19 protein-coding genes are annotated in these 21865 nt (G+C 71.4%); 5 read left to right on the top strand and 14 right to left on the bottom strand.

Translation table 11 applies throughout. The features are described 5' to 3' along the window. Positions 1–37: 37 nt before the first annotated feature. The 6 genes from ABFX55_RS02850 to ABFX55_RS02825 are packed head-to-tail and all read right to left on the bottom strand — an operon-like array spanning position 38 to position 7149. Complete coding sequence (locus ABFX55_RS02850) at positions 38–916, bottom strand: sugar phosphate isomerase/epimerase family protein (protein ID WP_346117309.1); 879 nt, start codon at positions 914–916, stop codon at positions 38–40. Continuing rightward, on the bottom strand, positions 913–2025 hold the full coding sequence (locus ABFX55_RS02845) for a Gfo/Idh/MocA family protein (protein WP_346117307.1): 1113 nt from the start codon (positions 2023–2025) through the stop codon (positions 913–915). The genes ABFX55_RS02850 and ABFX55_RS02845 overlap by 4 nt, the downstream gene beginning before the upstream one ends. Beyond that, positions 2022–3056 carry an ABC transporter ATP-binding protein gene (locus ABFX55_RS02840; protein WP_346117305.1) on the bottom strand — a complete coding sequence of 345 codons (1035 nt, stop codon included), beginning with the start codon at positions 3054–3056 and terminating at the stop codon, positions 2022–2024. Before ABFX55_RS02840 ends, ABFX55_RS02845 begins: the two co-directional genes overlap by 4 nt. A 28-nt stretch (positions 3057–3084) precedes the next feature. Beyond that, positions 3085–4731, bottom strand: a complete 1647-nt coding sequence (locus ABFX55_RS02835; protein ID WP_346117303.1) for an ABC transporter permease — start codon at positions 4729–4731, stop codon at positions 3085–3087. After that, a complete protein-coding gene (locus ABFX55_RS02830; RefSeq protein WP_346117301.1) occupies positions 4718–5734 on the bottom strand; it encodes an extracellular solute-binding protein in 1017 nt (338 codons plus the stop codon). The genes ABFX55_RS02835 and ABFX55_RS02830 overlap by 14 nt, the downstream gene beginning before the upstream one ends. A gap of 14 nt (positions 5735–5748) precedes the next feature. Then, positions 5749–7149 (bottom strand): CehA/McbA family metallohydrolase, encoded by a 1401-nt coding sequence (locus ABFX55_RS02825; RefSeq protein WP_346117299.1) that lies wholly within the window; start codon positions 7147–7149, stop codon positions 5749–5751. 141 nt (positions 7150–7290) lie between these two features. Between ABFX55_RS02825 and ABFX55_RS02820 the strand changes: the two genes are divergently transcribed. Next, positions 7291–8247 carry an ROK family protein gene (locus ABFX55_RS02820; RefSeq protein WP_346117297.1) on the top strand — a complete coding sequence of 319 codons (957 nt, stop codon included), beginning with the start codon at positions 7291–7293 and terminating at the stop codon, positions 8245–8247. Between the two features lie 22 nt (positions 8248–8269). On the opposite strand, the gene ABFX55_RS02815 is transcribed toward ABFX55_RS02820, so the two are convergent. Then, positions 8270–9325, bottom strand: coding sequence for a protein kinase family protein (locus ABFX55_RS02815; RefSeq protein ID WP_346117296.1), 1056 nt, complete (start codon positions 9323–9325; stop codon positions 8270–8272). Positions 9326–9459: 134 nt separating this feature from the next. On the opposite strand from ABFX55_RS02815, the gene menC reads away from it, so the two are divergent. The 4 genes from menC (at position 9460) to ABFX55_RS02795 (ending at position 12978) form a co-directional block, all read left to right on the top strand. Beyond that, on the top strand, positions 9460–10563 hold the full coding sequence (gene menC / locus ABFX55_RS02810; RefSeq protein WP_346117294.1) for an o-succinylbenzoate synthase: 1104 nt from the start codon (positions 9460–9462) through the stop codon (positions 10561–10563). Between the two features lie 86 nt (positions 10564–10649). Then, positions 10650–11678 carry a dipeptidase gene (locus tag ABFX55_RS02805; RefSeq protein WP_346117292.1) on the top strand — a complete coding sequence of 343 codons (1029 nt, stop codon included), beginning with the start codon at positions 10650–10652 and terminating at the stop codon, positions 11676–11678. Next, the gene (locus ABFX55_RS02800) at positions 11675–12409 is read left to right on the top strand and encodes a GNAT family N-acetyltransferase (protein ID WP_346117290.1); all 735 of its coding nucleotides are present in this window, start codon (positions 11675–11677) and stop codon (positions 12407–12409) included. Before ABFX55_RS02805 ends, ABFX55_RS02800 begins: the two co-directional genes overlap by 4 nt. Before the next feature lie 41 nt (positions 12410–12450). Further along, positions 12451–12978, top strand: coding sequence for a universal stress protein (locus ABFX55_RS02795; RefSeq protein WP_346117288.1), 528 nt, complete (start codon positions 12451–12453; stop codon positions 12976–12978). A 19-nt stretch (positions 12979–12997) separates the two neighbouring features. Here ABFX55_RS02795 and ABFX55_RS02790 read toward each other — a convergent pair whose 3' ends face one another. The 7 genes from ABFX55_RS02790 to ABFX55_RS02760 all read right to left on the bottom strand — a co-directional run bounded on the left by ABFX55_RS02790 (position 12998) and on the right by ABFX55_RS02760 (position 21861). Beyond that, entirely contained in the window at positions 12998–13675 is a 678-nt protein-coding gene (locus ABFX55_RS02790; RefSeq protein ID WP_183644161.1) for an ABC transporter ATP-binding protein, read from the bottom strand. Further along, positions 13672–15480 carry a dipeptide/oligopeptide/nickel ABC transporter permease/ATP-binding protein gene (locus ABFX55_RS02785; RefSeq protein WP_346117286.1) on the bottom strand — a complete coding sequence of 603 codons (1809 nt, stop codon included), beginning with the start codon at positions 15478–15480 and terminating at the stop codon, positions 13672–13674. Before ABFX55_RS02785 ends, ABFX55_RS02790 begins: the two co-directional genes overlap by 4 nt. Continuing rightward, positions 15480–16406, bottom strand: coding sequence for an ABC transporter permease (locus ABFX55_RS02780; RefSeq protein ID WP_346118287.1), 927 nt, complete (start codon positions 16404–16406; stop codon positions 15480–15482). The genes ABFX55_RS02785 and ABFX55_RS02780 overlap by 1 nt, the downstream gene beginning before the upstream one ends. A gap of 8 nt (positions 16407–16414) precedes the next feature. After that, positions 16415–17998, bottom strand: coding sequence for an ABC transporter substrate-binding protein (locus tag ABFX55_RS02775; protein WP_346117284.1), 1584 nt, complete (start codon positions 17996–17998; stop codon positions 16415–16417). Positions 17999–18084: 86 nt separating this feature from the next. Next, the gene (locus tag ABFX55_RS02770) at positions 18085–19668 is read right to left on the bottom strand and encodes a PucR family transcriptional regulator (RefSeq protein ID WP_346117282.1); all 1584 of its coding nucleotides are present in this window, start codon (positions 19666–19668) and stop codon (positions 18085–18087) included. 29 nt (positions 19669–19697) lie between these two features. Beyond that, positions 19698–20546 (bottom strand): serine hydrolase, encoded by an 849-nt coding sequence (locus ABFX55_RS02765; RefSeq protein WP_346117280.1) that lies wholly within the window; start codon positions 20544–20546, stop codon positions 19698–19700. Further along, positions 20539–21861, bottom strand: a complete 1323-nt coding sequence (locus ABFX55_RS02760; RefSeq protein ID WP_346117278.1) for a serine hydrolase domain-containing protein — start codon at positions 21859–21861, stop codon at positions 20539–20541. The genes ABFX55_RS02765 and ABFX55_RS02760 overlap by 8 nt, the downstream gene beginning before the upstream one ends. Positions 21862–21865: the final 4 nt, after the last annotated feature.

Here is a 21865-nt window from a genome sequence, read left to right as displayed (position 1 = left end):
GTGATGAGCTCGGGAGTGAGCTCGGTGGTCGGCTCGGTCACAGACGCTCCGCCAGCCAGGTGTGGTTGTGCCGCTGGTCGGCGATGACGGCGTCCCACGTCTCGGCGGTGACGGCGGCGCTGTCCTGCTCGATGACGTACCAGCCGGCGTAGCCGTTGGCCTTGAGCTGGGCGAGGAAGGGCTCGAGTGCGACGTCGCCCCGGCCGAGCGGGCAGGCCACGTCGGCCCACCAAGACTCGAGATGGACGTCGCCGCGGGCCTTGGCGTCGGCGACGACGGCGTGGCGCACGTCCTTGACGTGGACGTGGTGCACGCGGTCGGCGTACTTCTCCGCGTAGGCCGCGGGCGAGGCGCCGCCGAGTTCGAAGTGGCCGCTGTCGAGGCAGAGCGAGACGTCGGTCAGCTCCATGAGCCTGTCGATCTCGGCGGCCTGCTCGACGTAGGTGGCGTAGTGGGGGTGGAAGACGGGGCGCACGCCGTACGACCTGACGACCTCGCAGGCGGCGGCGACGCGGTCAGCGGCGCGCTGCCAGGTGGCGGCGTCCCAGCCGTCTCCGGTGCGCCAGGGGTTGGCGCGCAGGGCGTCGTCGCCCTCGTCGGCGAGGACGGCCACCACGTCGGGGTTGCCCGAGGCGGCCAGCTCCTCCAGGGTGTGGCGCATGGCGGCCAGGTCGGCGGCCAGCACCTCCTCCGACAGCGACAGGTGCAGCGGCACGTAGGAGCCGACGACCGTGAGGCCGTTGTCGGCGAACAGCCTGGCGGTCTCGGCGGGCGAGCCGAAGAATCCGGGAGGGCCGAGCTCGCTGCCGGTGTATCCGGCCGCGGCCATGGCCTCGAGCAGCTCGACCGGCTTCATGTCGATGGACTGCCCGCCGAACACTCCGTAGCTGCAGGGGGCAGAGGCGATCTTGTTCATGCGAGGCTCCTTGCGATCTGCTGGAGGGCGGCGGTGTCGTAGGCGGCGCCGGTGGCGGTGGACAGGACGGGTGCGCCCTCGGTGACGGAGGCGTGGAAGGCGAGCAGCTCGTGGACGAAGCCGGTGCGGTGGTCGGAGACGAGGCGGGTGGTGGCCCGCTCGCCGCCCTGCACGCTCTCGACGACCAGCTCGGCCCTGGCGTCGCGCAGGTAGGGGCCAGGCATGCTGAGGTAGAGGCGGCCGGCCGAGCCGAAGACCGCGATCTCCTCGCCGTAGTCGGGGAAGTCGGGCAGCCAGTTCCACGACAGCGACAGCTGGGCGTCGCCGAGCGTGCCGAGCGCCTGCAGCTGCGGCGGCTCCTCCAGCTTCACTCCGGGCTTGAGCCCCGCGGCCTGGGCGTGGGCGATGGTGAGCGGCTGCTCGCCGAACAGGGCGCGCAGCACCGACAGCTCGTGCACGACCGAGCCCTGCAGCACGTTGGTGTAGATCGACACGTACGGCTCGCCGAGGTCGCCGACGGCCTCGGCCGCCTTCGCCCGCTCGTAGGAGGTGTCGACGGCGGCGGGGTCGACGTCGCCGTAGCGCAGGTGGCGCTGGTGGGCGAACTGCGGGTCGTCGTCGGGGTGCAGCACGGTCACCCGCACGAGCCTGAGCGCGCCCAGGCCGGCCAGCTCGGCGCGGGCGCGGGCCATGATCGGGTCGTACATCTTCATGTAGGCCACCTGCAGCACCAGGCCCTTGGCCGCGGCCAGCGCGTCGAGCTCCAGGCACTCAGCCGTGGTGTGCGCGAACGGCTTCTCCGCCAGCACGTGCTTGCCCGCCTCGAGCGCCCTGCGGGTCAGGTAGGCGTGGGTGCCGGGGGTCAGGATGAGGACCGCGTCCACCTCGGGGTCGGCCAGCACCTCGGCGGCGTCGGTCGAGTGCCGCACGGGCCCGCCGTACTCCGCGGCGACCTGCGCGGCCAGCGTGGCCGACAGGTCGCAGACGTGGGTGACCTGGTACTTCTCGCGCAGCGTCTGAAGGTTCTGCAGGTGGACGGCCTGGGCGATGAGCCCGAGACCGATGACGCCGAGGCGCATGGGTGACTCCTGTTCGATGAGCGGCGTCACGCGACGCCGGTGTCCTTGACGATGACCGTGAAGCGCTCGGCCGTCAGTCCGACGGTCGAGCCGGTGGCCAGCGGGCGGCGGTGTTCGAAGGTGACGTGCTGGCCGCCCGGCAGCTCGGCGACCGACTCGCGGCTGCTGCCCTGGAAGCTGCTGTGCAGAACCTTCCCCGTGAACTGGGCGTCCGACTCGACCAGCAGCAGGTCCTCGGGGCGGATGGCGACGTGCACGTCCTGCCCCTCGGCGCCGAGCGGCCCGTCGAAGGCGATCTTGTCGCCGCTGCCCAGCTGCAGCGCTCCCGCGCTGACCCTGCCCTGCAGCAGGGAGACGCTGCCGACGAAGGAGGCCACGAAGGTGGTGCGCGGCTCGTCGTAGATCTGCTCGGGGGTGCCGATCTGCTCGACGTTGCCGCCGTTCATGACCGCGACGACGTCGGAGATCTCCAGCGCCTCGTCCTGGTCGTGGGTGACGTAGATGGCGGTGATGCCGGTCTCCTGCTGGATGCGGCGGATCTCCCTGCGCATCTCGACGCGCAGCTTGGCGTCGAGGTTCGACAGCGGCTCGTCCATCAGCAGCACGTCGGGTTCGAGGGCGAGCGCGCGGGCCAGCGCCACACGCTGCTGCTGGCCGCCCGACAGCTGCCCTGGACGGCGCTGCTCCCTGCCGGTCAGGCCGACCATGGCCAGGCCCTTGGCGACCTTGTCCCTGATCTCGTCCTTGGGCTGCTTGCGCAGGCGCAGGCCGTAGGCGACGTTCTCCTCGACCGTCATGTGCGGCCAGAGCGCGTAGCTCTGGAAGACGAAGCCGATGTTGCGCTTCCAGACCGGCACCCTGGCGATGTCGCGCTCGCCGAAGCGGATGCTGCCGCCGTCGGCCTGCTCGAAGCCCGCGATGATCCTGAGCAGCGTCGTCTTGCCGCAGCCCGAGGAGCCGAGCAGCGTGGCCAGCTGACCCGAGGGGACGCGCAGGTCGACCGACTCCAGCGCGACCGTCGGCCCGAAGGACTTGGAGACGCCTTCAATACGGATGTCCATCGAATGCTCCATGGATGGGCGGGAGGGATCAGAGGGAGACCGTCTTGTAGCGACGGCGCAGCAGGTACAGCGGGACGTAGACCGACACCATCAGCACGGTGGTCATGGCCGAGGCGACCCCGAAGGGGCTGCCGGGCTGCATCGCGTTGGTGAAGATGACCACGGTCATGGTCACCCACGGCACCGCGTACAGCATGACCGTCGCGGAGAGCTCGGTGATCATCTGCAGGAAGCCGACCGTGCCGCCCGAGATGACCGCGGGCCTGATGATCGGGATCACGATGTCGCGGAAGCTGCGCCTGGGCGGCGCGCCCACGCTCATCGCGGCCTCCTCCAGCGAGGGGTGGATCTGGCCGAGCGCGGTCTCGATCGACTTCATCACGTACGGCAGCCGCCTGATGAAGTAGGCCACCACGATGATCAGGGCGGTGCCCGTGAGGATGACCGGCAGGTGGTTGAAGGCCAGGATGAACCCGATGGCGAACACCGTGCCCGGCAGGATGTAGGGCACCATGACCAGGTTGTTCAGCAGCGGCCCCGAGATCCTGAACTTCTTGCGCGCCACGATGTAGGCCACCACCACGCCCATCACCAGCGCCAGCAGGCAGGCGATCCCTGCGAAGACGAAGCTGAGCACGATCGGCTGCAGCGACTCCTGGAAGAGCTGGCTGTAGTTGCCGAGCGTCGGCTCCCACTGCAGGATGCCCGACTGCCAGCGCAGGAAGCTGGTCAGCACGACCACGATGTGCGGCACGAAGGCCAGCAGCAGCGCCGTCCAGATGCCGATCATGACCAGCGCCTTGGGCAGCGGCCTCAGCTCGCGCAGCGGCTGGGGGCGGCTACCGGTGACCGCGAACGACCGCCTGGAGACGATCATCCGCTGGGCGATCAGCGCGAGGCCGGAGACCAGCACCATCATGAGGCTGGCGGCCGCGGCGACGCCCGGGCTGGCGGCGACCTCGGACATGAAGTTCTGGTAGACCACGACCGGCAGCATCTGGTAGCCGCCGCCGATCAGCATCGGGGTGCCGAAGTCGGCGAAGATCCGCATCGCGGCCATGTAGAAGCCGGTGGCGATGGCGGGCACCGCCAGCGGGATCGTGAGCTTCCAGTGGGTGCGCCACGGCTTGGAGCCGACCGAGGCGGCCGCCTCCTCCAGCGCGGGGTCCACCGCCCTGAAGGCGTCGTAGACCATGAGGAAGATCAGCGCGAAGGTGAACCAGACCCCGACCCAGATGATGCCGCCCACCCCGAGGATGGAGTCGAACGGCAGCGGCAGGCCGATGCCCCTCATCGCCTTGGTGACGATGCCGCCGCTGCCGAGCAGCAGCAGCCACGCGTAGGCGCCGAGGAAGGGCGGCGAGGTGGTCGCCATCGTCAGCATCGTGATGACGCCCTCGCGGCCAGGGATGCGGTAGCGCGCCATCACGAACGCGAAGGGCACCGCCACCAGCGCCGCGCCGGCCCCGACCGCCAGGCTCACCACGACGCTGTGCAGCAGCGGGGTGGTGAAGCGCGAGTCGGTGAGGAAGGCGGTGAACCTGGCCAGCGTGAACTCGCCGCCGTCGGTGGTGAAGGCCGAGCCGACGATCCACAGCTGCGGGTAGACGATGAAGATCAGCAGGACGGCCAGTGCGACCAGCCCCGCGAGCCGCCACGGGTCAGTTCTGGGCATTCTTCACCGCGTCGTCGAACTGCTGGAGGATCTTGTCCTTGTCGTCGGCTGCCCATTTCGGGTCGACCTTGGCGAGCTTGATCTGGTCGACCGGCGGCAGGCCCTGGGGCGCGGCGATGTCGCCGCGCGAGGAGCGGCGCTGCACCTTGTCGACCATGACCTGCTGGGCCTGCTTCGACATCAGGAAGTCCACGAAGGTCTTGGCCGCCTCCTGGTGCTTGGCGCCCTTGATGACGCCGGCCGAGCCGATCTGGTTGGACACGCCGTCGGCCGGGTAGATCAGCTTGATCTTCACGCCCGCCGCGATCCACTTGGCGCCGAGGTCCTCGTTGATGAAGGAGGTTCCGACCTCGCCGTCCTTGACCATGTTGAACATCGCGGTCGAGCCGTCGAGCAGGGTGGCGTTCCCGGCGAACCGGGTGACGTAGTCCCAGTCGTGCAGCGTCACCATCGTGGTGAGCAGGCTGTAGGAGGTGCCCGAGGACTTCGGGGTGGCGAAGGCGACCTTCCCTCCGGCGTAGCCGGGCTTGGCCAGGTCCTCCAGGGTCGTGGGGTGCTTCGCGGCGTCGGCGAACTTGTCCGCGTTGACCGCGATGGCCTGGAAGAGCAGGTCGGTGGCGTGCCAGACGTGCTGGGGGTCCTTGGCGACGGTGGAGGCGTCGTTGGGCAGCTCGACGGGGGCGATCAGGTCGGCGTTGGCCGTGTAGAGCTCGGAGGAGCCGCCCCAGATCACGTCGCCGAGGGGCCTGTCCTTCTCGGCCCGCACCCTGGCGAAGGCCTCGCCGGTGCCGGGCAGGCCGATCCGCTGGACGGTGATGTCGGGGTGCGCGGCCTTGAAGGCGGCCAGGATCGGATCGGTGACCTCGGGACCGCTCACCGTGTAGAGCGTCAGGGTCTTGGCGTCGCCCTCACCGCCCGCGCCGGCGTTGTTGGTCAGGACGCCTGAGCAGCCCGTGACCGCCAGTGCCAGCAACGCGACACTCAGAGAGGGGATGTACCGCATGGAGTTTCTCCTGATCATGTGAGCTCGGACCGCACCCACACGGGGTTGCTCGCGGCCCTCAGCGAGCTGTGGTCCCGAAGGGAGCTCGCCCAGAACTGGGGGTCGTTCCTGCCCGGATCGGCGTGCACCTCGGCCCGGTAGTAGCCGGGCCCTTCGATCCGGTCGAGCACAGTGACGCGCTGCCACTCGCCCGGCCTGTCGTCGGCGGGCACGACGTTGATGAGCAGGCCGTCGCGCAGCACGAACACGACGACGGGCTCGTCGGCCCTGACGTCGACGTCGATGGTGACCAGGCCGTCCTCGCCCGGCTCCGTGGCCGCGCCCATGACGGCGCCGTTGACGTGGAAGTCGAGGTCGGCGCCGCGCCACACCCACACCCGGCCGTTCCTGAGCCCGTCGACGACGCCTCTCTCGCTGCCCTCCCCCGCGTGGACGACGGTGACGACCTGGCCGAGGGCCTGACCCTCGTCGTCGGGGTCGTGGCAGTCGCTGCCCGCCACGCCGATCACCCGGTGGCCCGCGGTCAGCAGCCTGTCCCACAGGCCGATCTGGGCATCGTTGTTGGCGCCCTGCTGCAGGTGGGCGATCTCGATGAGGTCGATCCTGTCCCACGGGGTGTCGAAGCGCCGCCAGGCCTGGTCCCCGCTGAAGGCGTGGTTGACGCAGACCAGGCCGCCCTGCTCGTGCACGTCGTCGGCGACGTGGGTCATGGTGTGCTCGGGCCTGTCGACGTAGGTGTCGACCCAGCGCGTGAGGCCGTGCAGGTTGGCGTGACCGCGGTGGCTGGTCAGCTCCATCGAGTGCAGCAGGACCAGCCCTTCACCGTCGTGGCCTGGCAGGTCGTGCCAGTGCGAGGCGGTGAAGTGGTCGGAGATCGCCAGGAAGTCGAGGCCGGCCCGCTTGGCGGCCTTCACCAGGTCTCCGACCGGCTTCTGGCCGTCGGAGTGCAGGGAGTGGCTGTGCAGCTCGCCCCGGTACCAGCCGGGACCGCCGATCAGCTCGGGAGCGGAAACGTTTACCTCCGGCGCCACGCCGTGCCCCTGCCTGGCCGTGACCGCCAGCCGGTACGGCGCGGCGACCTTGTGCCTGTCGAGGTCGAGCCGCACGGTCCAGCCTCCGGCGGGGATCGGGCCCGCGACGCAGCCGGGGGTGGCGTCGCTCGCGCCGACCCTGATGACCAGGCGGCGAGGGCCTGGCCCGCCGGGGCACTGCACGTGTCCGCGGAAGGTGCCGTCGGGCTCCAGGAGGACGGCGTAGATCTGGACGACGTCCACGATCTTGTCGTACTCCAGCACCAGCTCCAGCTCGCCCGTTCCCTCGGGCACGTCCACGGGGTGGTGGATGTAGTGCAGGTCGAGAGCGGGGTCGGGCAGGCTGGTCGCGAGGCTGAGCAGCTCGGCGGCCATCAGGGACATCCCCTTTCGTATCGCTTGTGGGGATTTTTCTATCGAGCGGGACAGCGCCGTGTCAAACGTTTGTTAAGACATTAGGTCCAACTGATGTATGGTCCCTAGTCGAGCCGATTCCGCGCTGAGCTGGAACTTCACGGAGGGAGCGTGACATTGCACGACCAGAACGGCAGCGTCGTGGTCGCCGTCGACGCGGGCGGCACCAAGGTGCTGGGAGCGCTCGTCAGACCCGACGGGTCGCTCGTGCGCGAGCACGCCCTGCCGAGCAGGAAGGACCCGGGCTCGCAGGTCACGCTGCGCGTCGTCTCCGCCCTGGCCGCCTCGGCCGCCGCCGACGGGCTGACGATCACCGGCGCCGGCTGCGGCTTCCCCGAGTACGTCAGGGACGGGCGGCTCACCGCCCGCGAGGTGCTGGACTGGACCGAGCAGCCAGGCGATCTGATCGCCGCCGCCCTGCCGGGGGTGCCGGTCACCGTGGAGTCCGACGTTCGGTGCGGGGCGCTGGCCGAGGCGCGCATGGGCGCGGGACGCGGGGCGCGCTCGGTGCTCTACCTGTCGTGGGGCACGGGCCTGTCGTCCACGCTGGTGCTGGACGGCGTGTGCGTGACAGGCCGCAGGGGTGAGGCGATCGCGCTGGGCGAGCTGGGCGTCCCCTCGGAGGTGGATTCCCGCTGGCGGGGCAACCTGGAGCGCTACGCCTCGGGGCTGGGCATCGCCGAGCGCTTCGCGGCCATGACGGGGCTGGCGCTGCCTGGCGCGCGCGAGGTGATGGCGCTTTTGACCCCCGAGGCCGACGCGGCCGGCGCGGCGGCGGCACGGGAGGTCGTGAAGAGCGCGGGCCTCGCGGTGGGAACCGTGGCGTCATGGCTGGTGTCGCTGCTCGACCCCGACGTGGTGGTCCTGGGCGGCGGGCTCGGAACCAGCGGCAGCGTCGTCACCGCGATCGCCGCCGAGCGCTTCACGGCGCTCAACGCCCGCCGTCCCTGCGGACCCCCGATGCTCCCCGCCGCGCTCGGCTCCCGCGCGGGCCTGCTCGGCGCCGCCCTGACCGCCCTCGACGGCTGTGGGGAGCCCGCGTCGCGCCCCACCGGCGGCCCCCTCTAGAGCGCCCCACCGGCGGCCCCCTTTAGAGCGCCACCGCGTCGGCCAGGCGGCGGGCCTCGTCGGCCCATCCGGCCAGGAACATCATCGCCGCACCGCGCTCGCGGTAGCGGCGGGCCGCCTCGACGGGCCGCCCGCCCCCGTAGTCGAGCTGCTCCCTGTCCACGGCGCGCAGCATCATGGGCACCAGCCAGTCGTACTTGACCGCCGAGGCGCACACCGCCAGCCGTACCAGCCGCTCGTCACCCGACCAGCCCGCCTCCCGCAGGCCCCGCACGTAGGCGCCGAAGACGGCGCGGTCGAGGGCGGGCAGCTCGGCGGCGGGCACGAACAGGTCGAAGACGCTGTCGGGCACGTGGTTGCCGATGTCCTCACCGAGCGCGCCGTCACCGGTGAAGGCCCAGTCCAGCAGGACGGTCTCAGGCCCGCGCGCCAGCAGGTTGTTCGGCCACACGTCCAGGTGGCACAGGGCGCGCGGCAGCGACTCCATCAGCCGCAGGAACCACTCGCGGTCCCTGTGCAGCCTGACCAGCTCCGCGCGCAGGCCGGGCGGGAAGTGCTCGCCCACCAACGGGTGCCGCCACGCCGCCTCGTCGTCGAGCAGCTCGTACGGCACGTCCTTCGACTCCACGTACTCGCGCAGGAACGACCTGCTCAGCCACGGCCGGTCGGGCGCGAGCGAGCCGCCCTGGGCCCTGCCGAGCTGCCTGGCCATCACCGCGTGCCGCTCGAAGGTCAGCCGCTCGCCCCCGGCGTCCTCCAGGTAGAGCGCCACGTCGCCGTCGTCCCTCTCGACCATCGCGACCAGCTCGGGCGCGCGCAGCCCGCTGCCCTTCCACAGCTCGGGCAGCCCGTCGGCGTAGACCTCGGCCTCCCTGCGCCAGTAGTTCCAGTGCCTGGGGTCGTGCGAGGCGGCCCACCCCAGCCCGCCCTCGTCCGCGCTGGTGAGCACCTTGAGGATGACGGGCCGGTCGCCGCGCAGCCGCCAGATGCCCTTGGTCACCGCGTTCATGGCGTTGTGCGTCAGCGGCTCCGCCGTCCATTCGCTCCAGCCCAGCACTTCGCGGATCTCATCGCTCACCCGGAGATCATAGGTGCTCCTCGATTGGGGGTAGGACACGAAGAAACCGCCTGATTCGGGCGTCCGGCACGAATCGTCGGGGGACCGTCGTGGCCTAGCGTCGGACGGAGTCCGTGCTACGAAGTGGAGAGAGCATGAAAATCACCGGAGTGGAGCTGCGCCGGATCGCGATGCCGCTGGTCGCGCCGTTCCGCACGTCCTTCGGCACCGAGCACGACAGGGACGTCCTCCTGGTCAGAGTGGTCACCCCCGACGCCGAGGGGTGGGGCGAGTGCGTGGCGATGTCAGAGCCGCTCTACTCCTCCGAGTACGTCGACGGAGCCGCCGCGGTGATCCGCCGCTTCCTGCTGCCCGCGCTGCCCGACAACGTCGACGCGTACGGCGTGGGCCACGCCCTCGAGCCGATCAAGGGCCACCGCATGGCCAAGGCGGCGCTGGAGACGGCCGTGCTCGACGCCCAGCTGAGGGCCTCGGGCGAGTCGTTCGGCCAGTTCCTCGGCGCCACGAGGGACAGGGTGCCCTGCGGGGTGTCGGTCGGCATCATGGACTCCATCCCTCAGCTGCTCGAGGCGGTGGAGGGCTACCTGGACGAGGGCTACGTCAGGATCAAGCTGAAGATCGAGCCCGGCTGGGACGTCGAGCCGGTGCGCGCGGTCAGGGAGCGGTTCGGCGACGAGGTGCTGCTGCAGGTCGACGCGAACGCCGCCTACACCCTGGTCGACGCCCAGCAGCTGGCCAGGCTCGACGACTTCGGCCTGCTGCTCATCGAGCAGCCGCTGGCCAACGACGACCTGGTGCAGCACGCCGAGCTGGCCAAGCGCCTGCGCACCCCGATCTGCCTGGACGAGTCGATCGAGTCGGCCGAGCACGCCGCGGCCGCCATCTCGCTCAAGGCCTGCTCGATCGTCAACATCAAGCCGGGCAGGATCGGCGGATACCTGGAGGCGCGGCGCATCCACGACCTGTGCAGGGCGCACGGCATCGCGGTGTGGTGCGGCGGCATGCTGGAGACGGGCCTCGGCAGGGCCGCCAACGTGGCGCTGGCCGCGCTGCCCGGCTTCACGCTGCCGGGCGACACCTCGGGCTCGCGCCGTTACTACGCCACCGACATCACCGAGCCCTTCGAGCTCGACGGCGGCCACCTCAACGTGCCGTCTGGCCCCGGCCTGGGCGTCGATCCCGTCAAGGAGATCCTCGACGAGGTCACCACCTCGACGGAGTGGATCCCGCTCGGCTGAGCGGTTGGGCTCCCGCACGAAGAACGGCCGGGTCTTGATGTCACAGGACGAATTCGGGACTTGTGCTTTGGCATAGCGTCACGGACATGTCGCTGGACCTCCACCGCCGCGCCGTGGTCGCGGACACCCATAACGACCTGTTGATGGCCGTAGCCGCGCGCCCACCCGAGCGGTGGGCGCCCTTCTTCGCCGAGCAGTGGCTGCCCCAGCTGCGCGAGGGCGGGGTGAGGCTGCAGGTGCTGCCCGTCTTCATCGACGACGCCTTCAGGCCCGAGGGCTCGCTCAGGCAGACGCTGCGCATGATCGAGTGCGCGCACGTCATCGCCGAGGGCAACGCCGACGCCGTGGCGCTCTGCCTCGACGCCGCCCAGATCGACGCCGCCCTCGCCGAGGACAGGATCGCGCTGGTCCTGGCCATGGAGAGCATGCCCGGCATCGACGCCAGCGTGGAACTGATCCCGACCATGCACCGCCTCGGCGTCCGGGTGGCCTCGATCGCCCACTGGGGCCGCACCCCGCTGGCCGACGGCAGCGGCGAGGACGCCACCGGCAGCGGCCTCACCTCCCACGGCGTCGAGGCGCTCAAGGAGATGGAACGCCTCGGCATCCTGTTCGACGTCTCCCACCTCGGCGCCTCAGGCGTCGCCCACGTGCTGGAGCTGGCCACCAGGCCCGTCATGGCCACCCACTCCTCGGCCAGAGCCCTGCGCGACCACCACCGCAACCTCACCGACGACCAGATCAGGGGTGTCGCGGCGACGGGCGGCGTCGTGTGCGTGAACTTCTTCCCGCACTTCCTGGCGGCCGACCCCTCCGGCTACACCCTCGACACGCTCGTGGACCACATCGAGCACATCGCCTCCGTCGCCGGTGTCGACCACGTGGGCCTGGGCCCCGACTTCGTCCGCGAGGTGCTGCAGGACCTGACCCCGCCCTGCTGCGAGGACCTCGGCTTCGGCGAGCTCGACCCCTACGCCACCGTTCAGGGGCTCGAAGGGCCCCGCGGGCTGCCCCTGGTCACCGAGGCCCTGGTCGGCAGGGGCGTCCCCGACAAGGACGTGCTCAAGATCCTCGGCGGCAACGTGCACAGGCTCTTCGGCGAGGCCCTGCGGTGATCGAGATCAGGGAGCTGCACCGCCTGGAGGAGTTCGCCGAGGCCTTCAGGCTCTTCACCGGCATCTGGGGCTTCGAGCCAGGCAACCAGCCGGTCAACCCCGAGATGATGCGGGCGCTCTCGCACGCGGGCAACTACGTGGCGGGCGCCTACGAGGGCGGGCTGATGGTCGGCGCCTCGGTGGCCTTCTTCGCCGAGGGCGCCGCGCTGCACTCCCACATCACGGGAGCGCTCACCGGCAGGGGCATCGGGCTGGAGCTCAAGCGGCACCAGCGCACGTGGGCGCTCGATCGCGGGCTCGACCGCATCACCTGGACCTACGACCCGCTGGTGCGCCGCAACGCGCACTTCAACCTGGCCAAGTTGGGCGCCAGGCCCGAGAAGTACCTGCCCAGCTTCTACGGCGCGATGGACGACGCCGTCAACAAGGGGGACGAGTCGGATCGGCTGCTGGCCGTGTGGCGGCTGGGCGCGCCACCTTCGCCGTTCACCGTCGAGGGGTCGCGGGTGGCGCTGCGAGAGGAGGCGGGCAGGCCCGTCGAGGGCTCCATGGACGCCCGGGTCCTGCTGGTGGCGGTCCCCGAGGACGTGGAGTCGCTGCGCAAGGAGGACGCGGGCGCGGCGAAGGCCTGGCGGCACGCGGTGCGCGACGTCCTGGGCGGGCTGCTCGATGGTGGCGCTCGGGTAACAGGTTTCCATGCGAAGTCCTATTACGTGGTCGAGAGGCCCTGAGAGGCGCAGTATGGACGCGTACCTCTTTCGAGGAGGACGCGATGCTACCCGTGGAACCGCGTGTGATCGTCGGTGTGGACGACTCTCCCGCCTCCCGCTGGGCGCTGGCCTGGGCGGTCGGCGCGGCCCGGCTGTGGGGCATGGCGCTGGTCGCCGTCCATGTCAGCCGGGCTTCCGTGCACCCCTTTCCCGAGGCGCTGCCGTACACGCACGCGATCAGGCAGTTCGAGGAGGCCAGGAGCGTCGAGCTCATCCGCGACCTGTTCGAGGACATGACGGGCGGGACACCCTCCGACCTCACCACGGCCTCGCTCGCCAGGCTCGGCGAGCCGGGGCCGCTGCTGGTGGAGCTGGCCAGGCCAGGCGACCTGCTGGTGGTGGGCAGGGGGCGCAGGGGCGGGCTGGACAGGCTGCTGCTGCCCTCCACCCGCCGCTACTGCATCCGCCACGCGCGTTGCACGCTGGTCATCGTGCCCACCCCGCCCGCCTCCGAGCCGATGACGGGCCCCGCCGTCGCGGCCCGTCCGTCGTGGATGCGGTGGCTGTCGCCGAGGCACCCCGCGAAGTGACGGCGCCCGTGCGGCCGGCTCAGGGAGCGGGCAGGCGGGGCACGGCCGCCAGCAGGTCGCGGGTGTAGGGGTGCGCGGGCGTCTCCACCACCTGCCGGGTGGGGCCGTGCTCGACCACCCTGCCCTCCCGCATCACCGCGATCTCGTCGGCGACGTAGCGCACCACGGCCAGGTTGTGCGAGATGAACAGCATCGACAGCCCCAGCTCGGCCCTGAGGCCGCGCACGAGGTTGAGCACCGCGCCCTGCACGGACACGTCGAGGGCCGAGGTGATCTCGTCGGCCACCAGCAGTCTCGGCGAGGCGCCCAGCGCCCTGGCGATCGCCACGCGCTGCCGCATGCCGCCCGACAGCTCGCGCGGATAGCGGGAGGCCAGCTGCGGGGGCAGTGACACCAGGCCGAGCAGCCGTTCGACGTCCGCGGGCGTGGGACGGCGCAGCCCCTCGGCCACCGAGGCGCCGACGGTCATCCTGGGGTTCAGCGAGGCGTAGGGGTCCTGGAAGACCATCTGCACGCCGTCGCCGTCGACGATCTCCCCCGTGTACGGCACCAGCCCGCTCACCGCTCGCGCCAGGGTGGACTTGCCCGACCCCGACTCGCCGACCAGGCCGACGATGCGGCCCTCGGGGACCTCCAGCGTGACGTCGTCCACGGCGGTGAACGCGCCGAACCTGACGGTCAGCCCTTTGATGATCATGATGCCTCCCAGCAGGCGACACGGTGCGCCTTGCCGTGCTCTTCCAGTGGCGGGCGCGTGGCCGTACAGCGGTCGGTGGACAGGGCGCAGCGCTCGGCGAACGCGCACCCCTCCCCCACCTCCGCGGGCCCCGGCTGACGGCCGGGGATGCTGGCCAGGGGGAGCGACCTGTCGGCCGACATGTCGGGCACCGAGGCGACCAGCGCGCGGGTGTAAGGGTGGGCGGCGCCCGAGACGAGCCTGTCGGCGGGCAGCTCCTCCACCACGCGTCCCGCGTACATGACCACCACCCTGTCGCACAGCGACCCGACCACGGCCATGTCGTGCGAGATGAACAGCGTCGCCGCCGCGCTCTCCTCGGTGACCTCACGTAGCAGGCGAAGGATCTCCCGCTGGACCGTGACGTCGAGGCCGGTGGTCGGCTCGTCGGCGATGATGAGCCTGGGCTCGCCCATGAGTCCCATCGCGATGACCGCGCGCTGCCGCATCCCGCCCGACAGCTGGTGCGGGTGCTGTCTCGCCCTGCGGGCCGGTTCGGAGATGCGCACGTGGCCGAGCCTGTCGACGGCCCTCTGCCAGGCCTCGGCTCTGGTCGCGCCCTGGTGGACGGTGGCCACCTCGGCGAGCTGGCCGCCGACCTTGAGTGCGGGGTTGAGCGAGGCCATCGGGTCCTGGAAGACCATGGCCAGCGAGGTGCCGAGCAACTTCCTCCGCTCGGTGGCCGGCAGCGCGTGGACGTCCTGCCCGTCGAGCAGCACGGGGCCGCCGCCGACCACGCCAGGGTAGGGCACGAGGCCGCCGACGGCGTAGGCCGTCAGGCTCTTCCCGCTGCCCGACTCGCCGACCAGGCCGACGATCTCGCCAGGCCCCACGGTGAGCGACACCTCGCGCACCGGCGTGACGCCGCCGGGGAAGGTGACGCTGAGGTTCCTGACCTCCAGCACGGCCTCGGGGTCGGCCTCCCCCGCCTCCGGCGCCGGCGCGGCGGGCGCGGCGCCCTTCGGGACGGTCGAGCGGGTGGCGCTCTTGGCCAGCGCCTCGCCCATGAGGTTGAAGCCGAGCCCCGCCAGCACCACCATGAACGCCGGCCCGAGCGCGACCATCGGGTTGACGTAGATGCGCGCGAACCCGTCGAACAGCAGCCGTCCCCAGTCGTAGCCCGGCGCCTGCACGCCGAGGCCCAGGAAGGACATGCCCGCGAGGCCCACCAGGCTGGCCCCGATCATGACGGTCAGGTTGAGGATGAGCGGTTCGGCGATGTTCGGCAGCACGTGCCTGCGCACGATCGTCGCCTTCGAGACGCCCAGCATGCGGGCGGCGGCCACGAAGTCGGAGCCCGCGATGGAGGCGGCCAGCGTCTGGGTGAGCCTGGCGAACGCGGGTGCGAGCGCGACGCCGATGCCGAGCACCGCGCCACGCGCGCCGAGCCCCGCGACGACGGCGGTGAACATGGCCAGCAGCAGCCCGGGGAAGGCCACCAGCGCGCTGACCGTGGAGCTCACGAGCCGTCCGAGCCTGCGCGGCAGGACGGAGGGGAGAGTGCCGAGCACCACGCCGATCGCCGCGCCGATGACGGTGGCCAACGCGGCCAGCAGCAGGGAGAGCCTGGCCGCCACGAGCACCCTGGCCAGGATGTCGCGGCCGAGGTTGTCGGTGCCCAGCGGGTGCGCGGCCGAGACGCCCTGCAACGCGGCGACGGGGTCGATCAGCTCGGCACTGTCGCCCCAGATCGGCGGCGCTGCGACGGCCAGCACGAGCATGAGCGCGACGATGGCCGCCCCTGCCAGACCTGAGGGGGTCCGCATCAGCTCTCCTTGATGGTCGACTTGGGATCGAGCACGGCCAGCGCCAGGTCCACGGCGGTGTTCACGATGAGCACGATCGCCCCGTAGACGAGGATCACGCCCTGCGCGACGGGGAAGTCCTTCTGCGTGATCGCCTCGGTCATCCGCATGCCGAGTCCCGGCCACGCGAAGACGGACTCGACCAGCACGCTGCCCGCGATGAGGCCGCCGAGCAGCAGCCCTCCCGTGGTCAGCGTGGCGGTGAGCGCGTTGGGCAGCACGTGCCTGAGGTGGACCCGCGCGGCGGGCAGCCGCTTGGCCCTGGCCAGGCGCACGTAGTCCTTGCCCAGCTCGCGGGCCGTCTCCGCCCTGACGAGGCGGGCGATGAGCGCGGCGGGCCCGATGGACAGCGCGGCCACGGGCAGCACGTACGACAGCGCTCCGGCCTTGCCCGCGGGGGGCAGCCAGCCGAGCACGACGGCGAAGACGACGACCAGCGCGATCGAGTAGAGGAACTCGGGGACCGCGACCGCGGCGCCCGTGCCGGTGGTGAAGCCCACCTCGGTGCCCCTGTTGCGGCCGTTCTCCGTGCGGATCGCGGCCCACAGCCCGAGCGGCACCCCCACCAGCAGCGCCACCAGGGTCGCGAGGACGGCCAGCGACAGCGTGTTGGGCAGCCGGTCCATCACGATCTGGCCGACCGGCTCCCCGCTGAGGAAGGAGGTGCCGAAGTCGCCGGTGAACACGCCCCCGACGTAGTCGAGGAACTGCCGGACCAGCGAGTCGTCCAGGCCGAGGGCGGCCCTGCGGGCGGCGATCAGGTCTGGTGGCGCCTGGGGGCCGAGGGCCGCCCTGACGGGGTCGCCGGGGATGAGGTGGATCATCGCGAACGTGGCGACCATCAGGGCGGCCAGCCCCGCCGCGAACCTGAGCAGGCGGCGCAGCACGAACAAGGTCAGCTCGCCTTCGTCATGCGGATCGAGCTCGGGATGACGATAAAGGAGATGGCCTGGACGGTGGCGCCCTTCGTGGCGACGACCGCGGTGCTCTCCATCACCGGTACCAGGTCGGCCGCCTCGAACAGGGCCGACTCCGCCGCCTCCCAGTCGGCGCAGCTGGCCGGCGCCGGCTTGCTGCCCGCCTTGGCGACCAGCTCGTTGTAGCGGGGGTTGTCCAGGTGCGCGAAGTTGGCGCCTTCGGGCGCGGCGGGGCCGCTCAGGAAGCCGATGAGCTGGGACGGCAGCGACACACCGATCGGCAGCCAGACCACGTCCCAGTCCTGGGTGGCGTTGAGCGACTCGGCGAGCTTGGTGTCGATGACGCCGTTGAGCTTCACCTCCACGCCCGCCTTCTTCCACTCGGCGGCCAGGAACTCGGCCGCGGCCATGACGGCCGCTCCCTTGGTCGTGACGAACAGGTAGCGCAGGGTGAGGCGCTTGCCGTCCTTCTGCCTGATCCCGTCGGGGCCGGGCTTCCAACCGGCGGCCTCCAGCGCGGCCGTGGCCGCCTGGAGGTCGTAGGCGGGGACGTGGCCGGTCACGCTGTCGCCCTTGCACGGCCGCGGCTCCAGGACCAGGCTGGTGGCCTTGCGTCCAGTGCCGCCGCTCGCGACGCCCGCCAGCTGCTGGAGATTGAGGGCCTGGGTGAGCGCCTTGCGGACGGCGGGGTCCTTGGCGGGCCTGTCGTCGCCCTGGTGGTAGAAGAACTGGCCGTTGCCGAGGGCGACGACCAGCTTGGTGATCGAGGGGTCGGCCTCCACGCGCTGCCGGTCCGAGCCCGTCACGACGGTGGCGTTCACCGCTCCCGAGGCCAGCAGGTTGACCGCCGTCTGCTCGTTCGGGATGACCTTGAGCACCACCTTGGCAGGCAGCCCCGGCGTCTTGCCCGTGACGCCCTGCGGCCCCCAGGCGTAGTCCTGACGCAGGGCGAAGGTGTAGTGGTCACCCGAGACGGCCTCGGTGAGCTGGAACAGGCCCGAACCCGAGGTCTGCCTGGCCAGCACCGAGCGGTCCTTGAGTCCCTTGCCGCAGACGATGTAGACGTCTCTGGCGCTCTCCAGGATGAAGGAGAACGGCTTGGGCGTGGCCAGCGTGACCGTGCCGGCGGCGTCGTCGGCCTTGGCGGTGAGGTCGGCGGGGACGAACACGCCCCTGAGCGGCGACTTGCTGGCGGGGTCGGCGATGTGGCTGAAGTTGGCCGCCACGGTCGAGGGGGTGACGGGCGAGCCGTCGGCGCAGGTGACGTTCTTGCGGAGGGTGAAGGTCACGGAGTCTGGTTTGACGTCCCATTTCTCGGCCAGCGCGGGCACCAGACTGCCGTCGGGCCTGGCCGCGACGAGACTGTCGTAGGCGTAGCTCAGCACGGTGTTGGTCACCGACAGGACGGCGGTGGCGGGGTCGAGCACCCCTGGGTCCGCGGTGACGGTGCTGGTGTAGGTGGCGCCGGCGACGACGCCGCCGCCGGTAGTGGCCTGGCCGCCGCAGGAGGCGGTGAGCGCGGCCGTCGTGACGAGGACGGCCACCGACTTCGATGTGTTCATTCGGACTCCGGGGCTGTGGGGTGGCCCCACCCTCCCCTTTGCCCCTGCGCGATTCTTCGTGCGCCGCGACGAAAGGAACCGCCGGGCTAGTGCCGCCGTCCGAAGATCCGCATCATGAGCATGGCCGCCAGCCTGGCCTCGGGATCGGCCAGGTCGAGGCCACTGATCTCGGTCAGCCTGCGCAGGCGGTACCTGAAGGTGTTGGAGTGCACGTGGACGGCGGCCGCCGCGGCGTTGACGTCGCCGAAGCTGTCGAGGTAGGCGCCGAGCGTGGCGGCCAGTTCGGTGCCGTGCTCGGCGTCGTAGCGCAGCAGGCGCTGGTAGGGGCCCGTCGGTGTCTGCTCCTCCGCGGCCGCGAGGTCGCCGAGGCGCAGCAGCAGCGCCTCGAAGTGGACGTCGCTGTACCCGGCCACCTGGCCCGAGACCCCCCTGGAGCGCAGCACGCGCAGCGACCTGTCGGCGTCGGCCCTCGACCTGGCGACCTCGCCCAGGTCGGCGGCCAGCCTGCCCACACCGATGTTGGCGTTGTGGCGGGGGCCGACCCTGGACAGGAAGCTCTGCGCCACCCGCACCGCGCGGGCCTCCTCCTCCCCGCTGGCGTGCATCGGCAGGACGGCGTAGGCGACCGAGCCGACGAGCGCGGCCGCCGCCTTCGGGTGGATGGCGCCGACGTGCAGGGCAAGGGCGTCGCAGAAGCGCTGCCTGCTCGACTCGGACTGGGCCGCGTCGATCTGGTCGTCGGCCAGCTGGGCGGCCAGAACGCACAGCCGCTCGCTGGCGACGCCGAGCCTGCCCGCCGCCTCGGCCGCGTCCTTGCCGCCCTCCAGGACGGTGGACAGCAGGTCGGCCTGCAGCCGTCTGCGGGTGTCGGCGCCCACGCGCTGGCGCAGCAGGTGCAGCGCGACGATCTTGGCGGCGTCGATCAGCGCCCACTCGCGCTGCTTGCTGAGCGGCTCGCGGACCGCCGCCCAGATGGAGCCGAGGATCTCGTCGCCCGACCTGACCGCGATGGCCACGCGGGGCAGGCTCTCGGTCAGGGGGATGTAGACGGGGCCGGGGTTCTGGTAGATCTTGCGGAACCAGCCCTGCTCGTCGAGCATCCGCTGGTAGGTCTCGGGCACCTGCCTGCCCAGCACGGTCGCGATCCTGCCGGGGTCGGCCTCGTCCTGGCGGCCGGAGAAGGCCAGCACCCGCGAGGAGCGGTCCTCGATGGTGATGGGCGCGTCCAGCAGTGCGCACAGCGCGTTCGCCAGTGAGAACAGATCGTCGGGCGGGCTCTGTCCCGCCTCGGTGAGGTCACCCTCGGCCAGCAGTGAACGCAGCAGCGCCGCCACCTGCGACCAGGAGGCGGCGCGGGTGAGGCCGAGAAGGGCGACCCCGGTCTCCAGCACCTTGGCGCGCACCCGCTCGTCCACCGCCACGGGCTGCTTGACCACGAGGCCCGAGCCCGCCTTCGCGGCCTCGAGCAGGTCGCAGATGTGCTCGGCGCCTTCGACCCCCACGCCGAGCAGGATGCCGCCAGAGGGCAGCATCAGCTCGTCGAGGGGGTCGTAGATGTGCACGCCCGTGACCTCGGTGTCGAGACCGCCGGGGGAGGCGGCCACATCGAGCACGGTGCTGCCCAGGTCGTCGAGGATGCGACGCAGACTGGCCCTCGGCCGGGTCGTCATCTCCTCACGATAATGGACGAAACCCGACATCAGCCGCGCAGCTCGTCGACCGCCCTGCGGGCCGCCGCGCCGATCACGGCGTCCGCGGCGGGCAGGCGGTAGCCGAGCGAGCGCGGCCTGAGGTAGACCGCGACGGCGTAGCGGCCGCCGTCGGGGTACTCCACGACGCCCGCCTCGTTGCGGATGCCGAAGATCGTGCCGGTCTTTCCCGACACCCGCACCTCGTCGCCGAAGCCCGACGACAGCCTGTGCGGCCAGATCTGCCTGCCCATGATCTGCCTGACCTCGGCGCACGCCTCGGCGGGTCCCGCCTCGTCACGCCAGATCCTCGTCAGCAGCGTGGTGGTCTCACGCGGGGTGGAGGCCGAGGTCCTGACGGGGTCGAGCACCGACAGCGTGCGCAGCGTCTCGGGATCGGCCTGCTCCAGCTCCTCCCACGTGCCCGCGCCCATCTCGGTGAGCACGGAGTCGAGCAGCACGCGGCAGTCGCCGACCAGGCGCGTGTTCTTCAGCCCGAGCTCGGCGAGGGTGGCGTTGACCCGCTCCACCCCCACCCTCTCCAGCAGCGCGTCGGTGGCGGCGTTGTCGCTCATCGACATCATGAAGTGCGCCAGGTCGCGCAGCGACAGCTCGATCTCGTCGGCGCAGCCGGAGGTGCCGATGCCGCCGTCGCGGTGCTCCATGGTCAGCGGCAGCCGCTCGGTCCTGGAGAGCAGGCCGTCGGCGGCCTGGCGGGCGTACTCCAGGACGACCGGGATCTTGAAGACGGAGGCGAGCACCACGGGGTCGTCGGCCCCATGGCACACCTCCTTCGCTCCGTCGACCTCGCGGGCGTGCAGGAAGCCCTCCACGCCCGCGGCCTCGAACAGCTCACGCACGCGGCACCGCCCTGCCGTTGTGCAGGTAGGCGGCCCTGCCGTCCTGGAGCACGAAGGTGATCGTCATGTGACCTCCTCCCTCGGCCTCCGCCTTGATGAACGTCTGGCCCGACAGGTGCACGTACCTCTCGGTCGCCCGCTGGGCGCCCGCCTTGACCATGAACTCGCCGGGGATGGTGGTGACGTCGAGGCCGCCGTCGGCCGCCGCCACCTCCAGGACGGCGGACGGTGCGCTGTAGGTGCCGGTGTACGGCGCCGCGTCGACCCCCTCGGGCCGCTCAGGCGGGACGGGCAGGGCGGGGACGGGCAGCCCGGTCAGCTCGCGGATGACCGGCAGGGCCAGGTCGCTGATCAGGCCGAGGAAGCCGCCGCCGTTGCCGCTCATCGCGATCGTGACGCCGCTGCCCGGGATGATGCGCCAGAACGTGCTCTGCCCGATCGTGCCGCCGTCGTGGCCGATGACGGGCGCGCCCCAGTCGAACAGCTCGAAGCCGAGCCCCCACCGGTCGGCCATCAGACCGCGGACGCCTGGCACGTCCACCTGAGGGGTGGTCATCGCGGCGACGGTCTCGGCCTTGAGCACGCCCTCGCCGCCGTTGAGGAACATCCTGCCGAAGCGGACCAGCTCGCGCGGGGCCAGGCACATCGTCGATCCGGCGGGAGCGTTGGAGCGCGGCATCTGCCAGTGGGGGTTCACCGCGTTGTCAGGCCCGACATGCCCCGCCGAGGCGCGGAACAGGATCGCCTCCTCCGGCAGCAGGCCCACGTGCGTGACTCCGAGCGGGTCCAGCAGCCGCTCGCGCATGGCCTGCTCCCAGGTGCCGCCGCCGAACCTGGCCGCCAGGGCGCCGAGCACGACGAAGCCGGAGTTGCAGTAGGAGAACAGCTCTCCTGGAGCGTGCGCCTGGCCCGCGCCGTGCAGGAACTCGATGTAGCGGTCGAGGCTGTCGTCGCCGCGGCCGGTGTCCTCGAACAGGTCGCCGACGATGCCGCTGGTGTGGGTGAGCAGGTGCCTGACCGTCACCGTCTCGCTCACCTCGGGGTCGGCCACGGCGAACTCGGGCAGGTACTTGCGCACCGGCGTGTCGAGATCGACCAGCCCCTCCTCGACCAGGCGCATCACCAGGGCGGAGGTCCAGATCTTGGTCGTGGAGCCGACCTGGAACAGGCTGTCGGTGGTGGTCTCCACGCCCGTGTTCCTGTTGAGCACGCCGGTGGCGGCCTCGACGAGCTCGGTGCCCGTCCACACCGCGACGGAGGCTCCCGGCACGTCGTGGCGGCGGGCGGCCTCGTCGAGACGCTTCTGCAGGTCCATGTCG

The sequence above is a fragment of the Nonomuraea roseola genome (assembly GCF_039535395.1).
Classification (GTDB): Bacteria; Actinomycetota; Actinomycetes; order Streptosporangiales; family Streptosporangiaceae; genus Nonomuraea; species Nonomuraea roseola.
The sequence above is the reverse complement of the archived record's forward strand: the minus strand, read 5'-3'. Positions and strand labels throughout refer to the sequence as shown.